Source organism: Mucilaginibacter sp. 320_HR (assembly GCF_059691875.1).
In genome coordinates this window covers 286,275-306,170 of sequence record NZ_JCAWAI010000003.1, presented here as the reverse complement: position 1 = coordinate 306,170, position 19,896 = coordinate 286,275, and the positions used below count along the sequence as shown (strand labels likewise).

The 19,896-nt window shown below is 41.8% G+C and carries 18 protein-coding genes; 4 read left to right on the top strand and 14 right to left on the bottom strand.

Going from position 1 to position 19,896, the window contains the following annotated elements; genetic code table 11:
* Positions 1-3 precede the first annotated feature (3 nt).
* The 9 genes from AC59GT_RS11890 to AC59GT_RS11850 form a co-directional block, all read right to left on the bottom strand.
* Positions 4-1,281 (bottom strand): MFS transporter, encoded by a 1,278-nt coding sequence (locus tag AC59GT_RS11890; protein ID WP_497237833.1) that lies wholly within the window; start codon positions 1,279-1,281, stop codon positions 4-6.
* A gap of 3 nt (positions 1,282-1,284) precedes the next feature.
* The gene (locus AC59GT_RS11885; RefSeq protein WP_497237832.1) at positions 1,285-1,509 is read right to left on the bottom strand and encodes a hypothetical protein; all 225 of its coding nucleotides are present in this window, start codon (positions 1,507-1,509) and stop codon (positions 1,285-1,287) included.
* Positions 1,510-1,511: 2 nt separating this feature from the next.
* Positions 1,512-2,135: a TetR/AcrR family transcriptional regulator gene (locus AC59GT_RS11880; protein WP_235854021.1), complete on the bottom strand. Its 624-nt coding sequence runs from the start codon at positions 2,133-2,135 to the stop codon at positions 1,512-1,514.
* Between the two features lie 704 nt (positions 2,136-2,839).
* A complete protein-coding gene (locus tag AC59GT_RS11875) occupies positions 2,840-4,153 on the bottom strand; it encodes an MFS transporter (RefSeq protein WP_497237831.1) in 1,314 nt (437 codons plus the stop codon).
* 69 nt (positions 4,154-4,222) lie between these two features.
* Complete coding sequence (locus AC59GT_RS11870; RefSeq protein WP_497237830.1) at positions 4,223-5,602, bottom strand: M20/M25/M40 family metallo-hydrolase; 1,380 nt, start codon at positions 5,600-5,602, stop codon at positions 4,223-4,225.
* Between the two features lie 44 nt (positions 5,603-5,646).
* Positions 5,647-7,755 carry an ATP-dependent DNA helicase RecG gene (gene recG / locus AC59GT_RS11865; RefSeq protein ID WP_497237829.1) on the bottom strand — a complete coding sequence of 703 codons (2,109 nt, stop codon included), beginning with the start codon at positions 7,753-7,755 and terminating at the stop codon, positions 5,647-5,649.
* Positions 7,756-7,765: 10 nt separating this feature from the next.
* Positions 7,766-8,146 carry a RidA family protein gene (locus AC59GT_RS11860; protein WP_497237828.1) on the bottom strand — a complete coding sequence of 127 codons (381 nt, stop codon included), beginning with the start codon at positions 8,144-8,146 and terminating at the stop codon, positions 7,766-7,768.
* A gap of 12 nt (positions 8,147-8,158) precedes the next feature.
* On the bottom strand, positions 8,159-8,305 hold the full coding sequence (locus AC59GT_RS11855; protein WP_165852078.1) for a DUF6728 family protein: 147 nt from the start codon (positions 8,303-8,305) through the stop codon (positions 8,159-8,161).
* Between the two features lie 72 nt (positions 8,306-8,377).
* Entirely contained in the window at positions 8,378-9,817 is a 1,440-nt protein-coding gene (locus tag AC59GT_RS11850; protein WP_497237827.1) for an OmpA family protein, read from the bottom strand.
* A gap of 148 nt (positions 9,818-9,965) precedes the next feature.
* On the opposite strand from AC59GT_RS11850, the gene AC59GT_RS11845 reads away from it, so the two are divergent.
* Complete coding sequence (locus AC59GT_RS11845; RefSeq protein ID WP_497237826.1) at positions 9,966-11,261, top strand: aminopeptidase P N-terminal domain-containing protein; 1,296 nt, start codon at positions 9,966-9,968, stop codon at positions 11,259-11,261.
* Here AC59GT_RS11845 and meaB read toward each other — a convergent pair.
* Complete coding sequence (gene meaB / locus AC59GT_RS11840; RefSeq protein WP_497237825.1) at positions 11,249-12,136, bottom strand: methylmalonyl Co-A mutase-associated GTPase MeaB; 888 nt, start codon at positions 12,134-12,136, stop codon at positions 11,249-11,251. The genes AC59GT_RS11845 and meaB overlap by 13 nt on opposite strands.
* 296 nt (positions 12,137-12,432) lie before the next feature.
* On the opposite strand from meaB, the gene AC59GT_RS11835 reads away from it, so the two are divergent.
* From AC59GT_RS11835 to AC59GT_RS11825, 3 genes are all read left to right on the top strand, one after another.
* Positions 12,433-13,170: a glycosyl transferase family 90 gene (locus AC59GT_RS11835; protein WP_497237824.1), complete on the top strand. Its 738-nt coding sequence runs from the start codon at positions 12,433-12,435 to the stop codon at positions 13,168-13,170.
* Positions 13,163-14,140 carry a glycosyltransferase family 9 protein gene (locus AC59GT_RS11830; protein ID WP_497237823.1) on the top strand — a complete coding sequence of 326 codons (978 nt, stop codon included), beginning with the start codon at positions 13,163-13,165 and terminating at the stop codon, positions 14,138-14,140. Before AC59GT_RS11835 ends, AC59GT_RS11830 begins: the two co-directional genes overlap by 8 nt.
* A 70-nt stretch (positions 14,141-14,210) precedes the next feature.
* Positions 14,211-16,043, top strand: a complete 1,833-nt coding sequence (locus AC59GT_RS11825; protein ID WP_497237822.1) for an ABC transporter ATP-binding protein — start codon at positions 14,211-14,213, stop codon at positions 16,041-16,043.
* Here the strand turns inward: AC59GT_RS11825 and AC59GT_RS11820 are convergent.
* The 4 genes from AC59GT_RS11820 to AC59GT_RS11805 all read right to left on the bottom strand — a co-directional run bounded on the left by AC59GT_RS11820 (position 16,040) and on the right by AC59GT_RS11805 (position 19,834).
* Entirely contained in the window at positions 16,040-17,287 is a 1,248-nt protein-coding gene (locus tag AC59GT_RS11820; RefSeq protein WP_497237821.1) for a glycosyltransferase family 4 protein, read from the bottom strand. The genes AC59GT_RS11825 and AC59GT_RS11820 overlap by 4 nt on opposite strands.
* A gap of 8 nt (positions 17,288-17,295) precedes the next feature.
* Positions 17,296-17,955, bottom strand: coding sequence for a glycosyltransferase (locus tag AC59GT_RS11815; protein WP_497237820.1), 660 nt, complete (start codon positions 17,953-17,955; stop codon positions 17,296-17,298).
* A gap of 13 nt (positions 17,956-17,968) precedes the next feature.
* On the bottom strand, positions 17,969-19,033 hold the full coding sequence (locus AC59GT_RS11810) for a glycosyltransferase family 4 protein (protein WP_497237819.1): 1,065 nt from the start codon (positions 19,031-19,033) through the stop codon (positions 17,969-17,971).
* Positions 19,034-19,147: 114 nt separating this feature from the next.
* Positions 19,148-19,834 carry a porin family protein gene (locus AC59GT_RS11805; protein ID WP_497237818.1) on the bottom strand — a complete coding sequence of 229 codons (687 nt, stop codon included), beginning with the start codon at positions 19,832-19,834 and terminating at the stop codon, positions 19,148-19,150.
* Between the last annotated feature and the right edge of the window lie 62 nt (positions 19,835-19,896).

Genomic DNA, 19,896 nt, shown 5'->3' with positions numbered 1-19,896 from the left:
CGGCTATAACCCCTCGTGAACAGCTGTTGCTTCCGGTATCACAACCTTATCGCTTGACCTTTTCTTTTTCGTAAGATTATCTACTCTTTTCAATAAGAAGATGCTTACAACCGAAATCAGTACGATGGCATAACCAACCCAATTGTAATGTTGCAATGGGCTTCCCTTAGATGCCTGTACCACAATTGAACCACTGATAACAGCCCCAACACCACCTGCTATTTGCTGCATAGAGGCATTTATGCTCATGAAAGCACCACGGTCGCTCATCTCTGGTATAGCGCTCACAAGGGCTCCGGCAGGAACCATACGGCTCATAATACCCATCATCATCAGTACGTTAAATATTACCACCTGCCACAAAGGGGTTCGCCCTAAGTTTGTATAAAGCACGCACATGATCATCATCCAAACAGACGCAATAGCGTAAATGGTGAACTTATCTGTTTTGTCGCTCAATTTACCAATCATCGGCATTACTATAAGCCCGCTTATGCCGGCAACCATCAGCAATATTGTAAGCTGATCGTAGCTAACACCCAGGTTATTCACAGCAAAGGCGCTTCCAAAAGGCATCATCATATAGCCGCCTATAGACATGAGCGCGGTAGCTGCAAAGCCAACACGATAATTGCTTTTGGCTATAGTATGCCATAAATGTTTAAAGGCAGACCTGTCCTGCTGGATGGCTAAATGCGCGGTAAGCGGCTTTAGGTAAATAGCAATTGCGATAAAAATCAGCAGGCTAATGGCGGCAACCATCCAGAAAGGTGCCTCCCAGCGCCAAAGTGTAGCAATATATATGCTGATAGGCACGCCCAGTACCTGGCTTGCACCAAACCCCATCTGTGTAAAGCCCATCACACGTCCACGCTGCTGTAACGCGAAAATGTCAGTTATAATGGCCATAGATATAGAGCCAATAACACCACCAAATAACCCGGTTATAATACGTGCTGCAAGAAGGGCAGGGTACGATTCCGCAAAGCCACAGAAGATGGTGCCGATAATGAATCCGCTGTAAAAAAATAGCAGGAGCTTTTTGCGGTCGAATTTGTCCGCAAAACCGGCTGCCAGCAAGCCGGACAGACCCGCGCTGAAAGCATAGGCAGACACAGCCACACTAAATGCAGCAGGTTTAAGGTTAAGTGATTTCATGAGCATATCACCAAGTGGCGACATTACCATGAAGTCAAGTATAACTGTAAAGCCGGTTATAGCTAATATAAATATTACAAATTTTTGGTAACCGGTAAATGGTACCGTTTGTTGTTGTTCCATATGTTAAATTAGTTCACAGCAGGTATAGCCGTGTTGATTTATTAAGTTAATTATTTGCTGGTGGTTTAAGGTGGCAGAGACAACCCTCAGCACACGGTCCTCATCTTCCAGGTCGACGCTTAATTGCTCAACGCCATTGAAATTGCGCAGCATCGCACATACCGCAGCCTTATCGGCCTCGCAGCTGATGTTGGTTTTAAATAGCAATATGTGATCAAAGTTTTCCATACTTACTTTTTTAGAGCTTTTATAACCATTTCAAATGTTTTCCAAAGCACCTCGTCAGTCATTTTAAAAGGCATGCCGCCGAGGCTTTGGCCTTCATAGTCAAATCTGGCAAGCGAGTAAAGCGGCGAAAACGCAATGGACCAGTAACATTCAAACGGCATCTTTTCTATTTCGCCACGTTCTATAATATTGTGCATGAACTTGCTCATCACCTGTTTAAAGTCCTGAAGAAAACCCGTCAAAAACTTTTCCTGGTAGCTTGAACTGCGCAACTGATCAAAAAACATATTTAGCTGAGGATGTTCCTTCATGAACCGATAACGGTTTATCCATTGTACGCGCAAACCTTCTTCAAAAGACATCTCGGGGTCGAAGTCGCGTATCAAGGCTTCGCTGAAAAGTGAACCGCCATCAGCGGCTATATTAATGATGAGGTCGTCCCGGTCTTGGTAATAGATGTATAAGGTAGCTACAGAGATGTTGCAGGCTTTAGCTAGCTTATTCATGCTAAAGCCTTCTAAGCCGTTATTTACGATTAGCTCAATGGCTTTTTGCTTTACAAGTTGTTCTTTGTCGATATTTCTAGACCGCATAGCTATCGCAAAGATAAATGAATATTCATTCATTTATAATATTTAAGCAAAAAGATTTACATAGAAGATCGTGGATTGTTTATGGATATATAGCAGCAACAAAGATGTTGTTGGTACTATTACATTTTGTGATAAGGTTTAGGATTGATGTAAAGATATGGCGAGAGGGCGGATAATCATATACGTATAACTACCCGATTTTCCCCTCTTTTTTTAGGGTGAAAACACCTGTTGTATAAAGGTAATTTGATTTGTACGTAATGGTGGTACAATAACTGTGAGCAAAGTTTGGGATGTGCAATGCCTGGGGAATTGTTTGTCGATATCCCGTATTGTAGCTGTTAGCTAAATTGTTAGTGCATACAAATCTAAACGCCCTGTATCCGACTGGTATAAGATCCTATGACATAAGATTTTTTAAAGCAGCTACGGCATTCATATCTTTTGATTGGAAGCCAAAATAGCAATGTTTTCATCCACAAAGGTCTGGCGGTGCGATAGGTAAGTATACCATTGGCGCATTTTGGGCATTTGCCTTTACTGTTGTTGTTTGTTTGCATAAGGGGTCTTGTAAACAGTTAACGTATAGCAGAGGAGTAATGCAGTATCCTGTAGTTTACAAGCTGCAAAACCGTTGATCAAATATAACCAATTATAGCTTTTGAGAATAAAGAATGTCTATAAATTATTAGTAATAAGTAATTTACTTGAGTATAGGATACTTTGATAATTTATAATTAAGAGTTTTGTGCAATTTGAGGTGCTTGTATTTCCTGTAACGAAAGTGGAATAAGCTTTTTGGTCTTTAAAAAAGTAATTGTTACAATCAGCAGGGTCATGCTTCCGCCAAATATTACCGCAGGTATCGTTCCAAATAGCTTTGCCGCCATGCCGGACTCAAAATCGCCGATCTCGTTGGATGAACCTATAAACATAGAGTTCACGGCAGATACCCTTCCACGCATCTGATCAGGTGTAAGCAACTGCATTAGCGTACCTCTTATAATCACACTCACACTATCGAAGCTACCTTGCATAAACAAAAAGGCCAGGGATAGGTAAAACTCACGCGACAAGCCAAAGCCAATTATAGCAACTCCAAAGCCTGTAACTGCTATCAGCAGATTCCGCCATGGCCGTGTAACAGGAGAGAAGCGAACCATAATGAGCATGGTAAGCGCAGCACCAAGAGACGAGGCCATACGCATTACGCCAAGACCTTCGGCACCTACATGCAGTATATCTAAAGCAAATACTGGTAATAAAGCTACCGCTCCGCCGAAGAACACAGAAAAAAGATCCAGGCTCATGGCGTAAAACATGATCTTATTGGTGAATACAAAATTGAGGCCTTCTTTAAGGCTTTTCCAGATGTTTTCCTTTGGTATAAACACCGGCGGAAACTTACGAAGCCTGTACACAAGTACCAAAGAGATAAGCATAAACAGCAAGATTATGCCGAAGGTTGCAGTTATGCCGCTTAACCCTCTAATAATATGTGGCGCAAAGCCGTAAACAAAGCCTCCAACAAAAGGACCAAGTATAGATGCTATTTGCCAGGTAGAGCTGCTCCAGGTACTACCGTTAGGATAAAGCTCCTTTGGGATACTTTCCGCATAAATGGTAAAAGTTGCCGGGCCATAAAAAGCACGGGCTACCCCATTGCAAAATATCATTGCGTATAACACAGGCAGGATCCACCCCGGATGAATGTAACTATGCAGGTTGTTAAGCGTAACCAAGAACATGGTAAGTGCGGCCATACAAACGCCTGAAAATATCATTAGCAACATTTTACGCTTTTCATATTTATCAGCTACATAACCACCGTAAAGCGCTATGCCAACTGCGGGCACTGCTTCTGCAAGACCGATAAAAGCCAAAGCAATTTTGCTATGTGTTAGCTCGTAAATATAGAAGCCAAGCACCGTTGTTTGCATTTGATATGCAAACGTGAAAAAGAAACGCATGCCAACGTAAGAGCGGAAATCTTTATAGCGTAGAGCGGCAAAGGAGTCCACCTTTGTTTTTTTGTCTGTATCGTCAGCCACGTGGTAGAATTTATAGTGCGGCGCAATTTACAAACCAACCCGTAAAATAAGTAGGTATACTTTATTTAATTACAGCCCGTGCTGGTCTATAAGATATACCATTGCTGCTATAGATGCTGCACCAAGTTCCAGTTCACGTTTATTTACATTTTCAAAAACGTCATTAGGAGTATGATGAATATCAAAATAGCGCTGGGAGTCTGGTCTGAATCCCATAAGAACAATCGAAGGAATGGTTTCTTTTAGCGGGCCAATATCTGTACCGCCACCACCTGCAACAAGCCGGTCTGCTTCGTAAGGCTCTAAAAGTGATTTGAAGTTGTTATTGATGTCCTTTAGCTTGGCTGTAGTTACCCCCTGGAAGCTGAAGCCGCGTGGGGTGAATCCGCCCTCATCTGTTTCTATAGCTATAAGATGATCTTCTTTGTTTTGAGCGGCAACTTCCGCATACTTCAAACCGCCTTTGTGTCCGTTTTCTTCGTTCATAAAGAATACTGCGCGAACGGTATTCTTAGGTTTATAGCCTACAGCTTTAAATATTCTGAGCACTTCTACCGACTGCATTACGCCGGTACCATCATCATGAGCACCTTCTGCCAGGTCCCACGAATCCAAATGGCCTCCTACGGTTATGATCTTATTAGGTTTTTCAGTTCCGGTAATTTCGCCTATTACATTGTATGATTTTACATCAGGTAGCAATTCGCAATTTTGCTTAAAGAAGAACTTAATCTGTGGCAGCTTGCGAAGCCTAAGCATATTGCTCAGCTTGTTAGCTGCAAGAGTTGATATTGCCGCTGCCGGTATTTTACGGCCGCCTTCTTCATAAACGGTTCCGCCGGTGTGTGGGTAGTCGTCCAGGGCAGGGGTAACGGAACGTACAATAGCGCCAACAGCGCCCAGCTTGGCCGCCGCAGAAGGGCCGGCAAACCGTTGAACACCCGCTGCTCCATAACCTTCACCAGTCTCTATATATCGCTGGTCAAACGGCCCGTTAAAGAAAACTATTTTACCTTTTACAACACTTTCTCCAAGTGTCTCAAGTTCCTTTAGGCTTTTTACTTCAACAATCATTGCGGTTACTCCGTCTTTGGGAGTTGCAACAGACATCCCCAGCGCAGCTATAGGTACAGGTATGCGTGTTTTGCCATCAATGATAAAGCCTTGTTCTTTGTCGCCGCGCACCCAATGCGGCACCATAACCTCCTGGAGGTAAACTTTATCGAAGCCATAGCTATCCATTAACTTTTTGCTCCATTCTACCGACTTTTGCGCGTTAGCAGAACCACTTAACCGCGGACCTATCTTTTTGCACAAATAACGTAGGTTTTCATAAGATTGCCCGTTTACCAAAGCTTCGTCAAAAAATTTACGTATGGTAAGCGAGTCCTGAGCTTTAACAGATGTTACAACAGAAAGTAAGAGAATAGCGGAGAGGAGCTTCTTCATGATGTTTGACCAACCAATTTGGTAATAGTTCTCTAATATAGCTGTCAGGAAATCTTATCCCAACTTAAACCAGCATTTTTTGACTGAAAAGCAGCATTAAGTACCTGGTGCTCGGGTAAAGCAAGCTGAGGGTCTCGGGCAAAGATGTCTTCCACACACTGCCGGGCTTGAATCAGCAACTGCTGATCCGTAGCCAGATCGGCTACTTTAAGGTCGAGCACACCACTTTGCTGCGTACCTTCAATATTGCCGGGACCGCGCAACTGCATGTCAATTTCGGCAATTTCAAATCCGTTGTTCGTTTTTACCATGGTGTTAAGGCGTATACGGCCATCGTTGCTGAGCTTATCTTTGCTCATTAATATACAAAACGACTGCTCGGCGCCTCTACCAACCCGTCCGCGCAACTGATGCAGTTGAGACAGCCCGAATCGTTCGGCATTTTCAATAACCATAACCGAGGCATTAGGCACATTTACACCTACTTCAATAACTGTAGTAGCCACCATTATCTGCGTTTCGCCCTTTATAAAGCGTTGCATTTCAAAGTCTTTATCGGCAGCAGATAGCCTGCCGTGTACCACGCTAATGCGGTATTGTGGCAAAGGAAATTCGCGGGACATTACTTCAACGCCATCCATAAGGCTTTTCAAATCCAGTCTCTCGCTTTCCTCGATCAAAGGGTATACAACGTAGATCTGTCGACCTTTTGTAATTTCCTGCTTCATCATGCCAAACATGCGGAGACGCTGGGCTTCATAATAGTGGCGTGTCTCTATCGGCTTGCGGCCGGCGGGCAGTTGATCTATGACAGACACGTCCAAATCGCCATACAGTGTCATTGCAAGCGTACGGGGGATAGGAGTAGCTGTCATTACCAATACATGGGGAGGAATGATGTTTTTTCTCCAGAGCTTTGCCCGTTGTTCTACACCGAAACGGTGCTGCTCATCAATTACTACCAACCCCAGATTTTGGTATTGTACTTTGTCTTCTATTAGGGCATGCGTACCTATCAGTATTTTAAGGCTGCCATTTTCCAGCTTCTCATGGATAATCTTACGTTTCTTTTGTGGAACAGACCCGGTCAGCAATGCAATTTCCAGGAACTCATCTCCTATAAGCGAGCTAATAGTTTGATAGTGCTGGTTCGCCAAGATTTCGGTAGGCGCCATTATGCATGCCTGAAACCCGTTGTCTATAGCTATCAGCATGCTCATTAATGCAACAACAGTTTTACCACTGCCCACATCTCCCTGCAGCAAGCGATTCATTTGTACGCCCCGCTGCGTATCGACGCGAATTTCTTTTAAAACTCTTTTTTGAGCATCGGTAAGTTCAAATGGGAGCTTGTTGCTGTAGAAGTCATTAAAATAGTGCCCAACACTTCCGAAGATGTTCCCTTTGAATTTTTGAGTGCGTAATAGTTTGTTCTTAAGTAGTTTTAATTGCAGGAAGAAGAGTTCTTCAAACTTCAGGCGGTAAGTTGCCTCATTAAGCTGGGTTTGATTATCCGGAAAGTGGATGTTCCTGTAGCTCTCTGCTCGACCAACAAGCTTAAATTTGTTAAGAATATACAGCGGAAGATTCTCTTGAATGTCCTTCGCGTGCATATCAAGTAAAGAACCAATCAGCTTTTGCAGGCCCTTGTTGTCAAGGCTAAATTGTTTAAGCTTTTCTGTAGAATTATATGCAGGCTGTAAGGTAAGGTTGCCTTTTTGTTTAAACTCCTTTGATGAGTATAGTTCCACTTCCGGGTGGGCCATCTGTGGCTTTCCATTGAAAGACCCGGGCTTTCCAAATAGAACGTAAACTTTGCCGGGTACCAGCGTTTTCTCAACCCATTTTATTCCCTGGAACCATACCAGTTCTATATACCCGGTATCGTCTTTGGCTTGCACCACCAGCCTTTTAGTATGCTTCTCTCCAAGTACCTCCTTACTTACCAATCTTGCAAGCACTTGTACATAGGGCATTTCCGGATTAATGTCCCTAATCTTGTAAAAACGGGTTCTGTCGATATATTTATAAGGGAAGTGCTTAAGCAGGTCTTCGAAAATGAAGATGCCTAACTCTTTTTTTAACACTTCGGCGTGGGCAAGGCCTACTCCTTTTAAATACTCAACCGGAGTTTGAAAGTGCTGGCTGTTCAACGCGAGTACCTTAGGATTTTGCTGCTATTACTGAAATCTCAACATTTACACCTTTTGGAAGACCTGACACCTGTACTGTTTCGCGCGCAGGAAAGTTTTCAGTGAAATAAGAGCCATAAACCTCATTTACCTGAGTAAAGGTTTGCAGATCTGTAAGGAAAATGGTGGTTTTAATAATATCATCGAAGCCTGCGCCAGCTTCAGTCAGGATACCTTTCAGGTTTTCCATTACCTGCCTGGCTTCATTAATAATCCCGGTGTTAATGATCTCGCCTGTTGCTGGATCCATGGGTATTTGCCCCGACACGTAAAGCAATCCGTTAAAAGCAACCGCCTGGCTGTATGGACCTATAGGTGCAGGAGCGTTATGGGTATTTATAATGGTTTTCATGATTGTGCTTAACTATTGCTTGTGAAGGATAAAGTATTTAATTAACACCCATATTATACCAAGCAGGAACATGATAATAGCGATGGCATTAATAGTATGCATCACTTTAAGATTAAAGTTGGTTGGCCTGTTAGGGTCTTTTTTCCTGAAGAAGTACATATCACAAAATTAGTAAAAAAAAGAAAGCCCCGGGTTATCCGGGGCTTTCGATAATATTATTTGCTAATATTATTATTTCTGTTTGAAAGATACACGACGGTTAAGTACGCGACCTTCTTCAGTTGAGTTGTCAGCAATTGGGTTAGTTTCACCGTAACCTTTAACTTTCAATTTAGATGCAGATACACCAGAGTTAACTAAGTAAGTTTTTACAGAGTTAGCACGGTCACGTGATAATGACATGTTGTGAGCAGCAGTACCTTCAGATGAAGCGTAACCAGCAATCTCAACAGTTTTACCAGATGAACGTAGGTCAGCTGAAGTAGCATCTAACACAGGGTAAGATGAAGTACGTAATACTGAGCTATCGAATTCGAACTGAATGTTGCTGTAAGCAGCACCACCGTCAGTAGAAGCAGTAGAATCTTTAGGGAAGTTGATAACGCAACCAGCACCGTCAACTACGCTACCTGCAGGAGTGTTAGGGCATTTGTCAAATTGATCAGATACACCGTCACCGTCAGAATCTTTCTTAAGATCAGTAACTGCGTTTTCAACGTTAGTTACACGAGTTTTAAGAGCTTCAACTTCCTGGCGAAGAGCAGCATCGTACAATTCGTCATACATCATAGCTACTGGATTCACCCAATCAAGATTTGGTTTGCTTTTGCTACCGATAGTCCATTCTAAACCACCGTAACCGTAAGACCATTTGTCTTTAGTAAAGCCTTTAGTGTAAGTAGCGTCAAAGTTATCACCATCAATGAAGTTCATGGTATAACCTAAGTTAAGAGCCCATGAATCGCTCAGGCGGAATTTAACACCAGCACCAACTGGAATAACTAATTCTTTAACAGTTCTCAGGTCAGCGTTTCCATTGTCTTGTTGCGCTGGGCCAGGGTTTCCGTTTGCATCATTAGCAAAGTAGAAATAAGATGAAGATGGACCATTTTGAGCAACTGCAGGATCAGCAGTGAAACCTGGTTTGTAGAATACTAAACCAGCACCAGCTGTTACGAAGAAGTTAACTGAGTTTTTACGACGAAGGAAGTCGATAGTAGCAACGTTAACAACGCCGCTTAAAGTTGCATCGTAAAATTTGGTTGAAAAACCAGCTCTCTGACCAAATGCAACATAGTTGTCATTTGCGTCTTCGTTGTGGCCTTTTACTTTACCACCGTGTCCGTCTAATTGTAAGCCGAAAGAGTGGGCCAATTGCCAGCGTAATGATACACCGTAACCGTAAGAGATGTTGTAATCTGTCCAGTCGTTAGTTCCGCCGATAGCGATGAATGGTGAAGTAACACCACCATTGATACCAATGCTGAAAGTTTTGTACTGTCCCCTACCGCCAAATACCTTAGCGGTGGTTGTGCCAGATGACATTGTAGTGTCGGTTGACATTGTTGTAGTGGTAGTTTTGGTAGTGTCAGTTTGAGCACTAGCAATTCCAGCAGTCAACAAAGCAGCGAACGATAATGCAGCTGTTTTCTTTAATGTAGAATAATTCATAGTTTTTAGATTAAACGATTTAATTGTGATTTTTTTCAAAATTAGTAATTATGTTTGAAACGATTACCAAACTTTGTTCCAAAATTCACAATATCTACTACAATCAATAAAAATAAATTGTTTTTATTAAAATTAATATTTTGTAATAATGAAATATCTGCCTGTAAATGAACAGCTATTTACAAATAATAGAAAAAATTTCGTTTCGCGATTAAAGCCCTCCTCTATAGCTATATTTCACTCCAATGACGAATTTCCCCGCAGTGGTGATCAAAACTTCATTTTTAAGCAAAATCCTGACTTTTTTTACCTGTCGGGCATAGACCAGGAGCAAAGTATACTGGTATTGTACCCTGATTGTCCTAATCCGCTATACAGAGAAGTACTATTTTTAAGACAAACCAGCGAACATATAGCTATTTGGGAAGGACACAAGTATACTAAAGAAGAAGCAAGGCAAACATCGGGTATACAAGCTATTTTTTGGCTGCAGGATTATGAAAGTATATTACACGGCATAATTAACTATGCAGACAATATATATATAAACAGCAATGAGAACGACAGGTACAGCAACACAGTTCCATATCGCGACATGCGGATGTACCAGGAACTTCGTATGAAGTATCCACTACACCACTACGAACGCTCGGCACCAATATTAAGGGATCTCCGGGTGATAAAGTCCGATATTGAAGTTGAGCTTACGTCGAAAGCATGTGCTATTACCCGGGATGCCTTTATAAGGGTACTTAAATTTACCAGACCCGGCGTTACCGAGTACGAGATTGAAGCAGAAATTATCCACGAGTTTACACGACAGCGTGCAACCGGGCATGCTTATAACCCAATTATTGCGTCTGGCAACAATGCTAATGTGCTGCATTATATAGAAAACAATCAGGCCTGCGAAGATGGAGACGTGATACTATTGGATTTTGGTGCAGAATATGCCAACTATAATGCAGATATGACACGCAGTATACCCGTAAGCGGCCGTTTTTCTGAACGTCAGCGTGCGGTGTACAATTCTGTTCTTCGCGTTATGCGTGCTGCAACCCAAATGATCGTAGCCGGTACAATATGGAATGATTATCATGACGAAGTAGGCAAAATCATGACAAGCGAGCTAATTGGCCTTGGCTTGCTTGACAGGCACGACGTTGAAAAGCAAGACCCTAAAGCGCCTTTATACAAAAAGTACTTTATGCATGGCACATCCCACCACTTAGGATTAGATGTGCATGATTATGCCAGCAGGTACAAACCATTTGAAGTTGGTAACATACTAACCTGTGAACCAGGAATATATATACCGTCAGAAGGGTTAGGTATACGCCTTGAAAATAACATTTTGATTACCAAAGATGGGAATATAGACCTGATGGCCGACATTCCGGTAGAGGCTGATGAAATAGAACAGATTATGAATCAGGGCAAGTAGTTGTCAATAAAACTATAAAGATTAAACTCCTTTTTCTTTAAAGCTTCAGCAATATCTTGCTGGAGCTTTTTTTTATCCACGGCAGCCATTAAGCGTTGTTGTATTAAGGTGTATGCTTTTTGCGACAGCAACAATTCTCTGCGGGGTGTTGAACGATTGTCGTTTGTTATAAATTCTGTAATCTCCTTTATTCCCTCCTGCTTTGAGGCAATGGCTTTAATTATAGGTGTCTTATCATTGTTCTGATGAATGATCTTCGTCAGATTGTTAATAAACAAATCAGCACCTTCCCGGTCTGCCTTATTAATTATAAATGCATCGGCAATTTCCATTAGCCCTGACTTGATATTCTGGATCTCGTCGCCGCCCTCAGGCACCAACACTACCAGCGTTTTATCTGCAAGGCCGGCAACTTCAACTTCAGATTGCCCAACACCCACTGTTTCAATTATGATATGGTCAAAACCAGATGACCTTAGAACATCAGTCATTTCAATAGTTTTGGCAGACAACCCGCCAAGGGACCCGCGTGTAGCAAGTGATCTTATAAATACGTCCGGATGATTGAAGTGTGCAGACATCCTTATTCTGTCGCCAAGTAATGAGCCAAAGTTGAATGGCGATGTTGGGTCAATGGCCAGCACAGCCACCTTTTTGCCCGTTTGTAACAGAACGCTAATTACAGCATTAACCAACGTGCTTTTTCCAGCACCAGGAGGGCCCGTAATACCCGTTATATATACCTTATTGTTATAGGTGAGATTCCTAAGGATGTCACTAGCGCCACTGAGGTCGTTTTCCACAATAGTGAGTGCACGCGCTACCTTTTTAAAATCGATCGGGTTTGATGTTAGTTTGGCAGCGTCGGTGTTCATCCCTGATGTTGTTGTTTAACAAAAGTATCATCTATTTACAAAAGTTTGGCTTGCCATATAGTTATATTTGTCAACTGTCAATGTCATCTGGAGGGAGTATCAAAAAAGTTAAAGCATTTTATTACGTAAAAAACATCTTACGGCAAGCAGTACCATCTGTTTTTTACCGGAGCGCTCTAGCTAGTAAACTAAGCACTCAGAGGTTTGATAAGCAGGTTTTAGGGGACCGTGTAAATTATTACAATCAACTCGATAAGATTACACCGGTAGGCCCATCAGCAATAACGCTGAAAGAAATGCCGATATTTAAAAGTCCGAAGGCATACAACTTTGATACATATGAGTTCACCAGATACTTTAACAAAGAGTTTAAAGCCAATTTTTTGTTTGGGGATGTCACCCATGTTGCAGATGTGCCTACTATCCAAAAAAGCAGGCCAATAGGGTTGGACAACCACAACGCGGTATTGTTAAAGCTCGATAAAAGCCGACATTTTAATTTTATAAAGGACAATACACCTTATTTAGAAAAAAAGGATCTTTTAATTGGTAGGGGTGCGGTAACTCAGCCGCACAGGATCTTGTTCATGAAAAAGCACTTTGATAATCCTTTCTGCGACTTAGGTCAGGTAAATAAAGCCGGAGGAGATGCGAGATGGATAAAACCAAAGTTGAGCATACAACAACATTTACAGTGCAAGTTTATTTTAAGCCTGGAAGGAAATGATGTAGCAACAAACTTAAAATGGATAATGTCTTCAAACTCTATTGCCGTTATGCCTAAACCCAGGTACGAAACATGGTTTATGGAAGGCAGGCTTATTCCAGACCATCATTACATTTTGATCAAAGACGACTACTCTGATCTTGATGAGAAGCTTACATACTATTTGGAGCGGCCACAAGATGCTTTGTATATCATTGAGAATGCAAATAACTTTGTCAAACAATTCCTTAATATAGAACAGGAAGATATCATTTCGTTATTAGTGCTTTATAAGTACTTCCTTAATACCGGGCAAAAAGGTGAATAAGCTTTCCCATATATTAGTAAGCCGTACCGACGCTATTGGCGATGTTGTTTTAACACTGCCTGTTGCCGGATATTTGAAGAAGTTATTTCCAGGGGTTCGAGTGTCCTTTTTAGGAAAGGCTTATACAGGACCTGTAATTAAATGTTCAGCGTATGTAGACGAATATATAGATTACACGGATCTGCTTACTATTACTACCGACGCACAGGTAAGCCTTCTTCAATCCAAAAACATAGATGCAGTAATACACGTATTCCCAAATAAGCATGTTGCCCATCTGGCAAAACAAGCCGGTATAAAATTAAGAATAGGTACTACTAACCGCGTTTTTCATTGGTTTACCTGCAATAAACTGGTAAGGCTGAGTCGTAAGAATTCTGACCTGCATGAGGCACAATTAAATCTTATATTATTAAAGCCCCTTGGACTTAAGTTGGTGCCAACGCTAAAAGAAATAGTAGCTCACAATTTGTTTAAACCAACCGTACCACTACCCGAAAGACTAGCAAGTTTATTAAGTTCAACAAAAAAGAATATCATTTTTCATCCCTGTTCTAACGGTAGTGGAGCTGAGTGGAGCTTGGAAAAATTCGGTCAACTTGCAGCTGTATTACCCGAGGACAAGTTTCAAATTTTTATTACCGGGTCTGAGAAGGAGAGCACTCAGCTTAAAGAATGGCTAAAAACGTTACCATCGAACGTTACAGACGCTACCGGACAGATGTCATTAGATGAGCTAATCGCATTCATTTTTAAAGTTGATGGCCTGGTTGCGTCGGGCACAGGGCCATTACACCTGGCAGCTGCCTTGGGTATAAATACTATCGGATTATTTCCGGCAAAAAGGCCAATCCACGCGGGCAGATGGGCACCGCTGGGCAAAGAGGTTTCTTTAATAGAAGGTGAAGGGGATACACTTGATAGTATTCAGGTAGATGCAGTGAGTGAAAATATAATGCCGTGGCCATAATTTATGGGTCAACAAGCGTTATTAAAGCGTCGCATAATTATTTTGTAACTTTGCTTACTTATTCTTTTTAATGAAGACCTATTTTCGTCTGCTTTCATTCGCTAAACCAATAAGCAGATTCGCAGTACCTTATATTGTTTGTACACTGCTATATGTAGTTTTTAGTACTAGTGTTATTGTACTCATCGGTCCATTGTTAAATACACTTTTTGATATTGGAGGAGGCGCTACAGCTGTAGCGCAATCCGCTGGTAAACCATCTTTATTGGATCTTTCCGGATGGTTTCAATACTACCTACATTATTTTTTAACTGCATATGACAAATGGACTGCACTAAAGTTTGTTTGTGCTGTTTGTGTAGCCTCGGTTTTCCTGGGTAATTTGTTCCGGTACCTCTCGCAGCGTATAATGGAAAACCTGCGTTTATACACCCTGTTGAATTTACGTAAATCAGTGTTCAGCAATGTAATGAACCTGCACTTAGGGTTTTTCAACAACGAGCGTAAGGGCGATATCATCACAAAAGTAGCGTCTGATGTTCAAGTTGTACAGTTTTCAGTCACCAGCACCTTACAAGTGGTATTTAAAGAACCGCTGCAACTCATCGGTTTTCTGATAGCGTTGTTTTCGATGTCTGTAAAGCTTACTCTTATATCGTTATTGGTATTGCCCCTCTCTGGCTTTATTATATCACGCATTGTTAAGCGCCTAAAGTCTCAGGCTATCGCTGGTCAGCAGTCTTATAGTAATATGATCAGCTATCTGGATGAGGCACTATCCGGCATGAAGATCGTTAAAGCATTCAACGCTACAGATTTCGTTAAAGATCGCTTCAATGAGGAAAACATTCGGTATTCCCAAATAGCCCGATCAATGGCTAAGCGACAGCAATTAGCCTCTCCCGTGTCTGAGGCACTCTCCATAACAATGGTATCTGTAATTATGCTTTATGGCGGATATATGATTTTTAATCATACATCCGGCCTTACTCCCGGGGGCTTTGTTGCTTATATAGCTGTGTTTTCACAATTAATGCGACCAGCCAAGGCCATAACAGATTCATTTAGTAACATCCATACCGGGATAGCCGCTGGCGAGCGCGTGCTTGAGTTAATTGATATTAAGCCCCAGATAACAGATGCGCCCGACGCTGTTGAATTAAATGATTTTCAAGACGCAATAAGATTTGAAAAGGTAAGTTTTTCGTACGGTGAACGCACTGTTTTATTCGGGGTAGATCTAGTCATACCTAAAGGCAAAACTGTTGCATTGGTAGGGCCGTCTGGCGGTGGTAAATCTACTATGATGGATCTTATCCCAAGGTTTATGGACCCACAAGACGGCTGCATAACGGTAGATGGCAATGATATCAAGAGAGTGACGGCTAATTCACTTCGAGCATTGATGGGCGTGGTAAATCAGGAGTCGGTATTGTTTAACGACACTATTTATAACAATATCGCGTTTGGAAAAAAGGGAGTAAAGCCTGAAGAAGTAGAAGCAGCTGCAAAAATTGCTAACGCTCATAACTTTATTTTGGAGACCGATAAAGGGTACGATACTAATGTGGGCGACCGCGGTGCTAAACTTTCAGGGGGGCAGAGGCAGCGGATATGTATTGCAAGGGCAGTTTTGAACAACCCTCCTATAATGCTGCTTGATGAAGCAACATCGGCATTGGATACAGAATCTGAAAAACTGGTGCAGGAGGCGTTAAACAATTTAATGAAAAACCGTACTTCGGTAATTATTGCACACCGTTTAAGTACCATTCAAAATGCGGACATAATTGCGGTGGTAGAAAACGGGAGAATTGTGGAAACCGGATCACATAACGAGTTGATCAGCGCTGATGGCCTTTATAAAAGGCTGATTGACATGCAGACCTTCAACACTGATTAATTACTGTCAGTAATGTAGTTGATCGCACTATCAAACTTTTCCTTTACAACAGGCCAGGTGTAATTTTTTTTTACATATAATCTCGCGCGTACTGCTAAGATACTCCGGTTTTGGCCGGAGTCTTTCAGTTCGTTCACCGCAGAGGCAAATTCAGCATAATTGTAATAGGAATAGCCGGCTTTACTTGCGTTGATATGGTCGTCCAGCACCTCACAATCTCCATTTACAATAACGGGGATACCATATGCCATGCTTTCAAGTGTAACCATAGAAAGGCTTTCGTAGAAGGAGGGCATTACAGATGCCAACGCACCTTTAAGCAGGTTGATCTTCACATCTTCTTCGGCAAAGCCAATGGTAACAATATCAGGATGAGACGGAATTTTCATAAATGCCTGTCCAACCAGCACCAACTTAATGTTACCGCCATGCTCTTTTTTATATCTTAGAAAGTGGTCAAACATTACCTGGCAGCCCTTTCCTCCATCAACTCGTCCTATGTAAATTAAATAATCAGAGTTTGAGCCGATCAGGTCCGATGGTGATATTTGTTGGGCGGGTTCAAGTGCCTCTATACCTACGCCGGCAATGTCAGAGTAAATAGCTTCATTACCGAATAGCCGATTAACAAAGTTTTTTTCACTTGCAGTATTATAGATTATCGCCGTTGGCATTTCAAAGAACTTCCTGAATAAAGGAAAGTAAATTGGCGGTTCGTCATGCGCTGTTGGCACCAGGATTGACTTTTCCGGGGCTACTCTTATTCCAAAAATAGTTGGATAATACAGGTAAGTGAAAAATATAAGCGCGTCATAGCCATAGTGGTTATTTTCCAAATAGCGAACAAGCCCTGGTATATACGGGCCCTGCCATTTCACCCATTTCTCATTGTCTTCTTCGGTAACTTTTTCCGGTAAAATTTTTTCGTAAAAAGGAAGCAGTCCTAAAAAACGCAACACTTTTTGATATGGTTTACGCTTTTTTAGCTTTCGTGTAAGTGATCGAAATCTTTTCCAGTCTCTGATAGTGTTGGATGGAAACCTTTTAACCGGAATTCCATTAACGATAGTTTCACCTTCGGGATATTCATCTGCCCAGGTAAGATAGTTCTTTGCGCATGAGGTAAGCACCTCTACATCATAGTTATCTGCAAGGTGTTCGGCCAATATACGGCAGTGATACTCGGCACCGCCGTTTACCTCCAACCCATAGCGTTGTACAATAAAAGCTATCTTTTTTTTCAAGGTTGAAGTTATTGGTTGATTATTTTATTGTAAAGCTGATCTTGAGCTACTTGCTTTCCTATACTTTTAATATGCACTAAACACCACTCTTCAGTGTCTGAGGGCAGATGATATGACCTTGTAAAGCCTTCAAGTTCCTCATGTATTTTGTAGCGCCACTTTATACGGCCGTTTAGCTTAAATATCCTAAACTGATGATCAGGATAATTAGCGCGATTTTGCTCATCAACTATCCAATTCCAATTTTTTATGTGATCTGCAGTCAGGCCTTCAACAATGTTTATCCTCGGAACTAAGAAACAGTCGGCCTTATACTTCTTTCTAAGTACTTGCTTGATACCCTTTATCAATGATATTTTAGGTATTTCATCTGCATCTATCTGAAATAGATAATCGCCCGACGAAGCAGATATCAACCTGTTTTTAAATGTTGCAAAGTCACCGTTTAGCTTAGCTTTAATGTGTTTTATCTTATCGCCGTAACCAGCTATCAGGCTTGTAACCGCTTCGTCTTCAGCTGTAATGTCCTGTAGCAATATAATTTCATCACGTTTGTCAATTATAGGTAGCAGCGTATTCATCAACAAGCGAAGTTCGTACACCTCATTACACACGGTTATACCGTAGCTTATCCGTATGCGCTTGAATATGTTGTAAATTATAGACATCTCCGAGGTGTGCTTATGTTAATAGCTCTTCATATACTTTCAAGTACTTGCTTGCAGTGTCAGCCCATGAAAAGCTTTCAGCTCGTTTTATACATCTTTGGGCCATACCATCCTCCACGAACTTTTTCATCCCGGATGAAAAAACATGCTGCATGTGTTCTGGTGTAAAGTCTTCAAAGTAAAAAGCTGCATCTCCACCAACCTCTGGTAATGAAGTTTTTGTTGATAGAAATACGGGTTTGCCAAACCCCATGGCTTCAAGAACCGGTAATCCAAACCCTTCGGCTAACGAAGGGAAAGCAAACGCGGCGCAGTTCTGATAATACCATGTCTTCTCGTCGTCGCTGACTATGCCCGTCAGCTTAACTCGGTCTGTAACGCCATGCTTTTCTGCCTCTGCAAACAGAAGGTCGGTATAAGCCGGGACGGGTGTTATGCCGGAAATTACCAGCTCGAAATTGTTGTTTTTAAGCAATGCTGGCAACACATGAAAATTTTTCTTTTCGTTTAGCGGACCTAAAGTGAAGATAAATGGTCGCTGAGGTATGTGTCTGGGGGTGAATCCTTCTTTCGGCAGTAACTTATCTACTCCATTGTGTATCACGCTGACTTTATGCGCATATTCAGGATAGTTGGTACGTACATCTTTTGCTACAAACTCAGATATTGTAATGATGCGGTCGCAGTTACTTATACATTTTGAAATGCGTTTTTTATACTCCTCTTTAAACTTTTCGGAGTATATAGTTTCATGTAGCTGATTAAGATCGTGAATAGTTAGGACTTTTTTGCCCATAACTTTCCACGGCCTAAGTCGGCAATTTTGATCACTAATGTGGACTATATCAAACTTAAAGAACTGCGGAAAAAACACTTTGTGGTATTTACGTAGCTTAATCAAGCTTAAACTTTTATCAAAAAAACCTGCCTCATCCTTTACATAAAAGTTCAGATCAAAGCGACCGTTGTTGAAAGTGGTAATATTTTCAAACAACGCCTTGCCAAAATAAAAGAATCCTGTGTTTGGATCTTTCATAGAGTCGAGTGTCAATAATAAGGACGGCTTGCGTATCTTCATTTAGGATGCAAAGGTATCAAACGTTTTTATAAGTACGTTTGGTGCAAGCCTTTCGCAACACCCAAACAAAAAAGCCGCCATTTCTGGCGGCTTTCATTGTATATAAAGTAACGTTTACTGGAATTTAAATCCAATACCAATCTGAAATACTTGATTACGGAAATCCGGCAGGCTTGAGTTGTAATCGCCACGATTTTGATCAAGATCGAGCGCATACCTGAAGCGCAGTTCTGTATTGCGGTTCAAATCAAAGCCAACACCTATTAAGCCAGATATATAGCTCTTGTCGGCCACGTTATCATAATTGTCCTTGTATATGGTGCGGAAGCCGTCATCATAAGTATTACGGGTTGAGGTTTGAAAGGTAAGCTGCGGACCTACTACAATGTTAAAACCTCTCGTAACACGGAATTTAGCTAATAACGGGATGTCTATAAAGTTTGTGCGCGAGCGGAAGGTGCCATCCACAGTTTCTGCCTTGTAGCCTTTTTGTGAAAACAGGAACTCCGGTGCAAAAGAGAACGGATAGGCAATAGGCACTTCAAAGGTTAAGCCCACATGTGCGCCAGCAATGCTGCTTGTGCTAAAGTCTGAGTTGTAAGCGTCTACAGTGTTTGTGATGTTAAGACCACCTGCGATGCCTATTTTAGGCCTCGACCAATCGTCAACATAGCGTACGCGTTGATGTTGTGGAGGTAAGCGCCGTACAACACGGCGGGGATAACGGCGTGGGCCATCCTGGGCGTTTGCAGCGCCGGCAAGAGTAAACAGGCCTATCGCTAATAAAAGTAATTTTTTCATTGCGTTTATTTGTTTTTTGATGGTAGACAGATCTTCGGCAAATACAATCTGCTATACTGCCC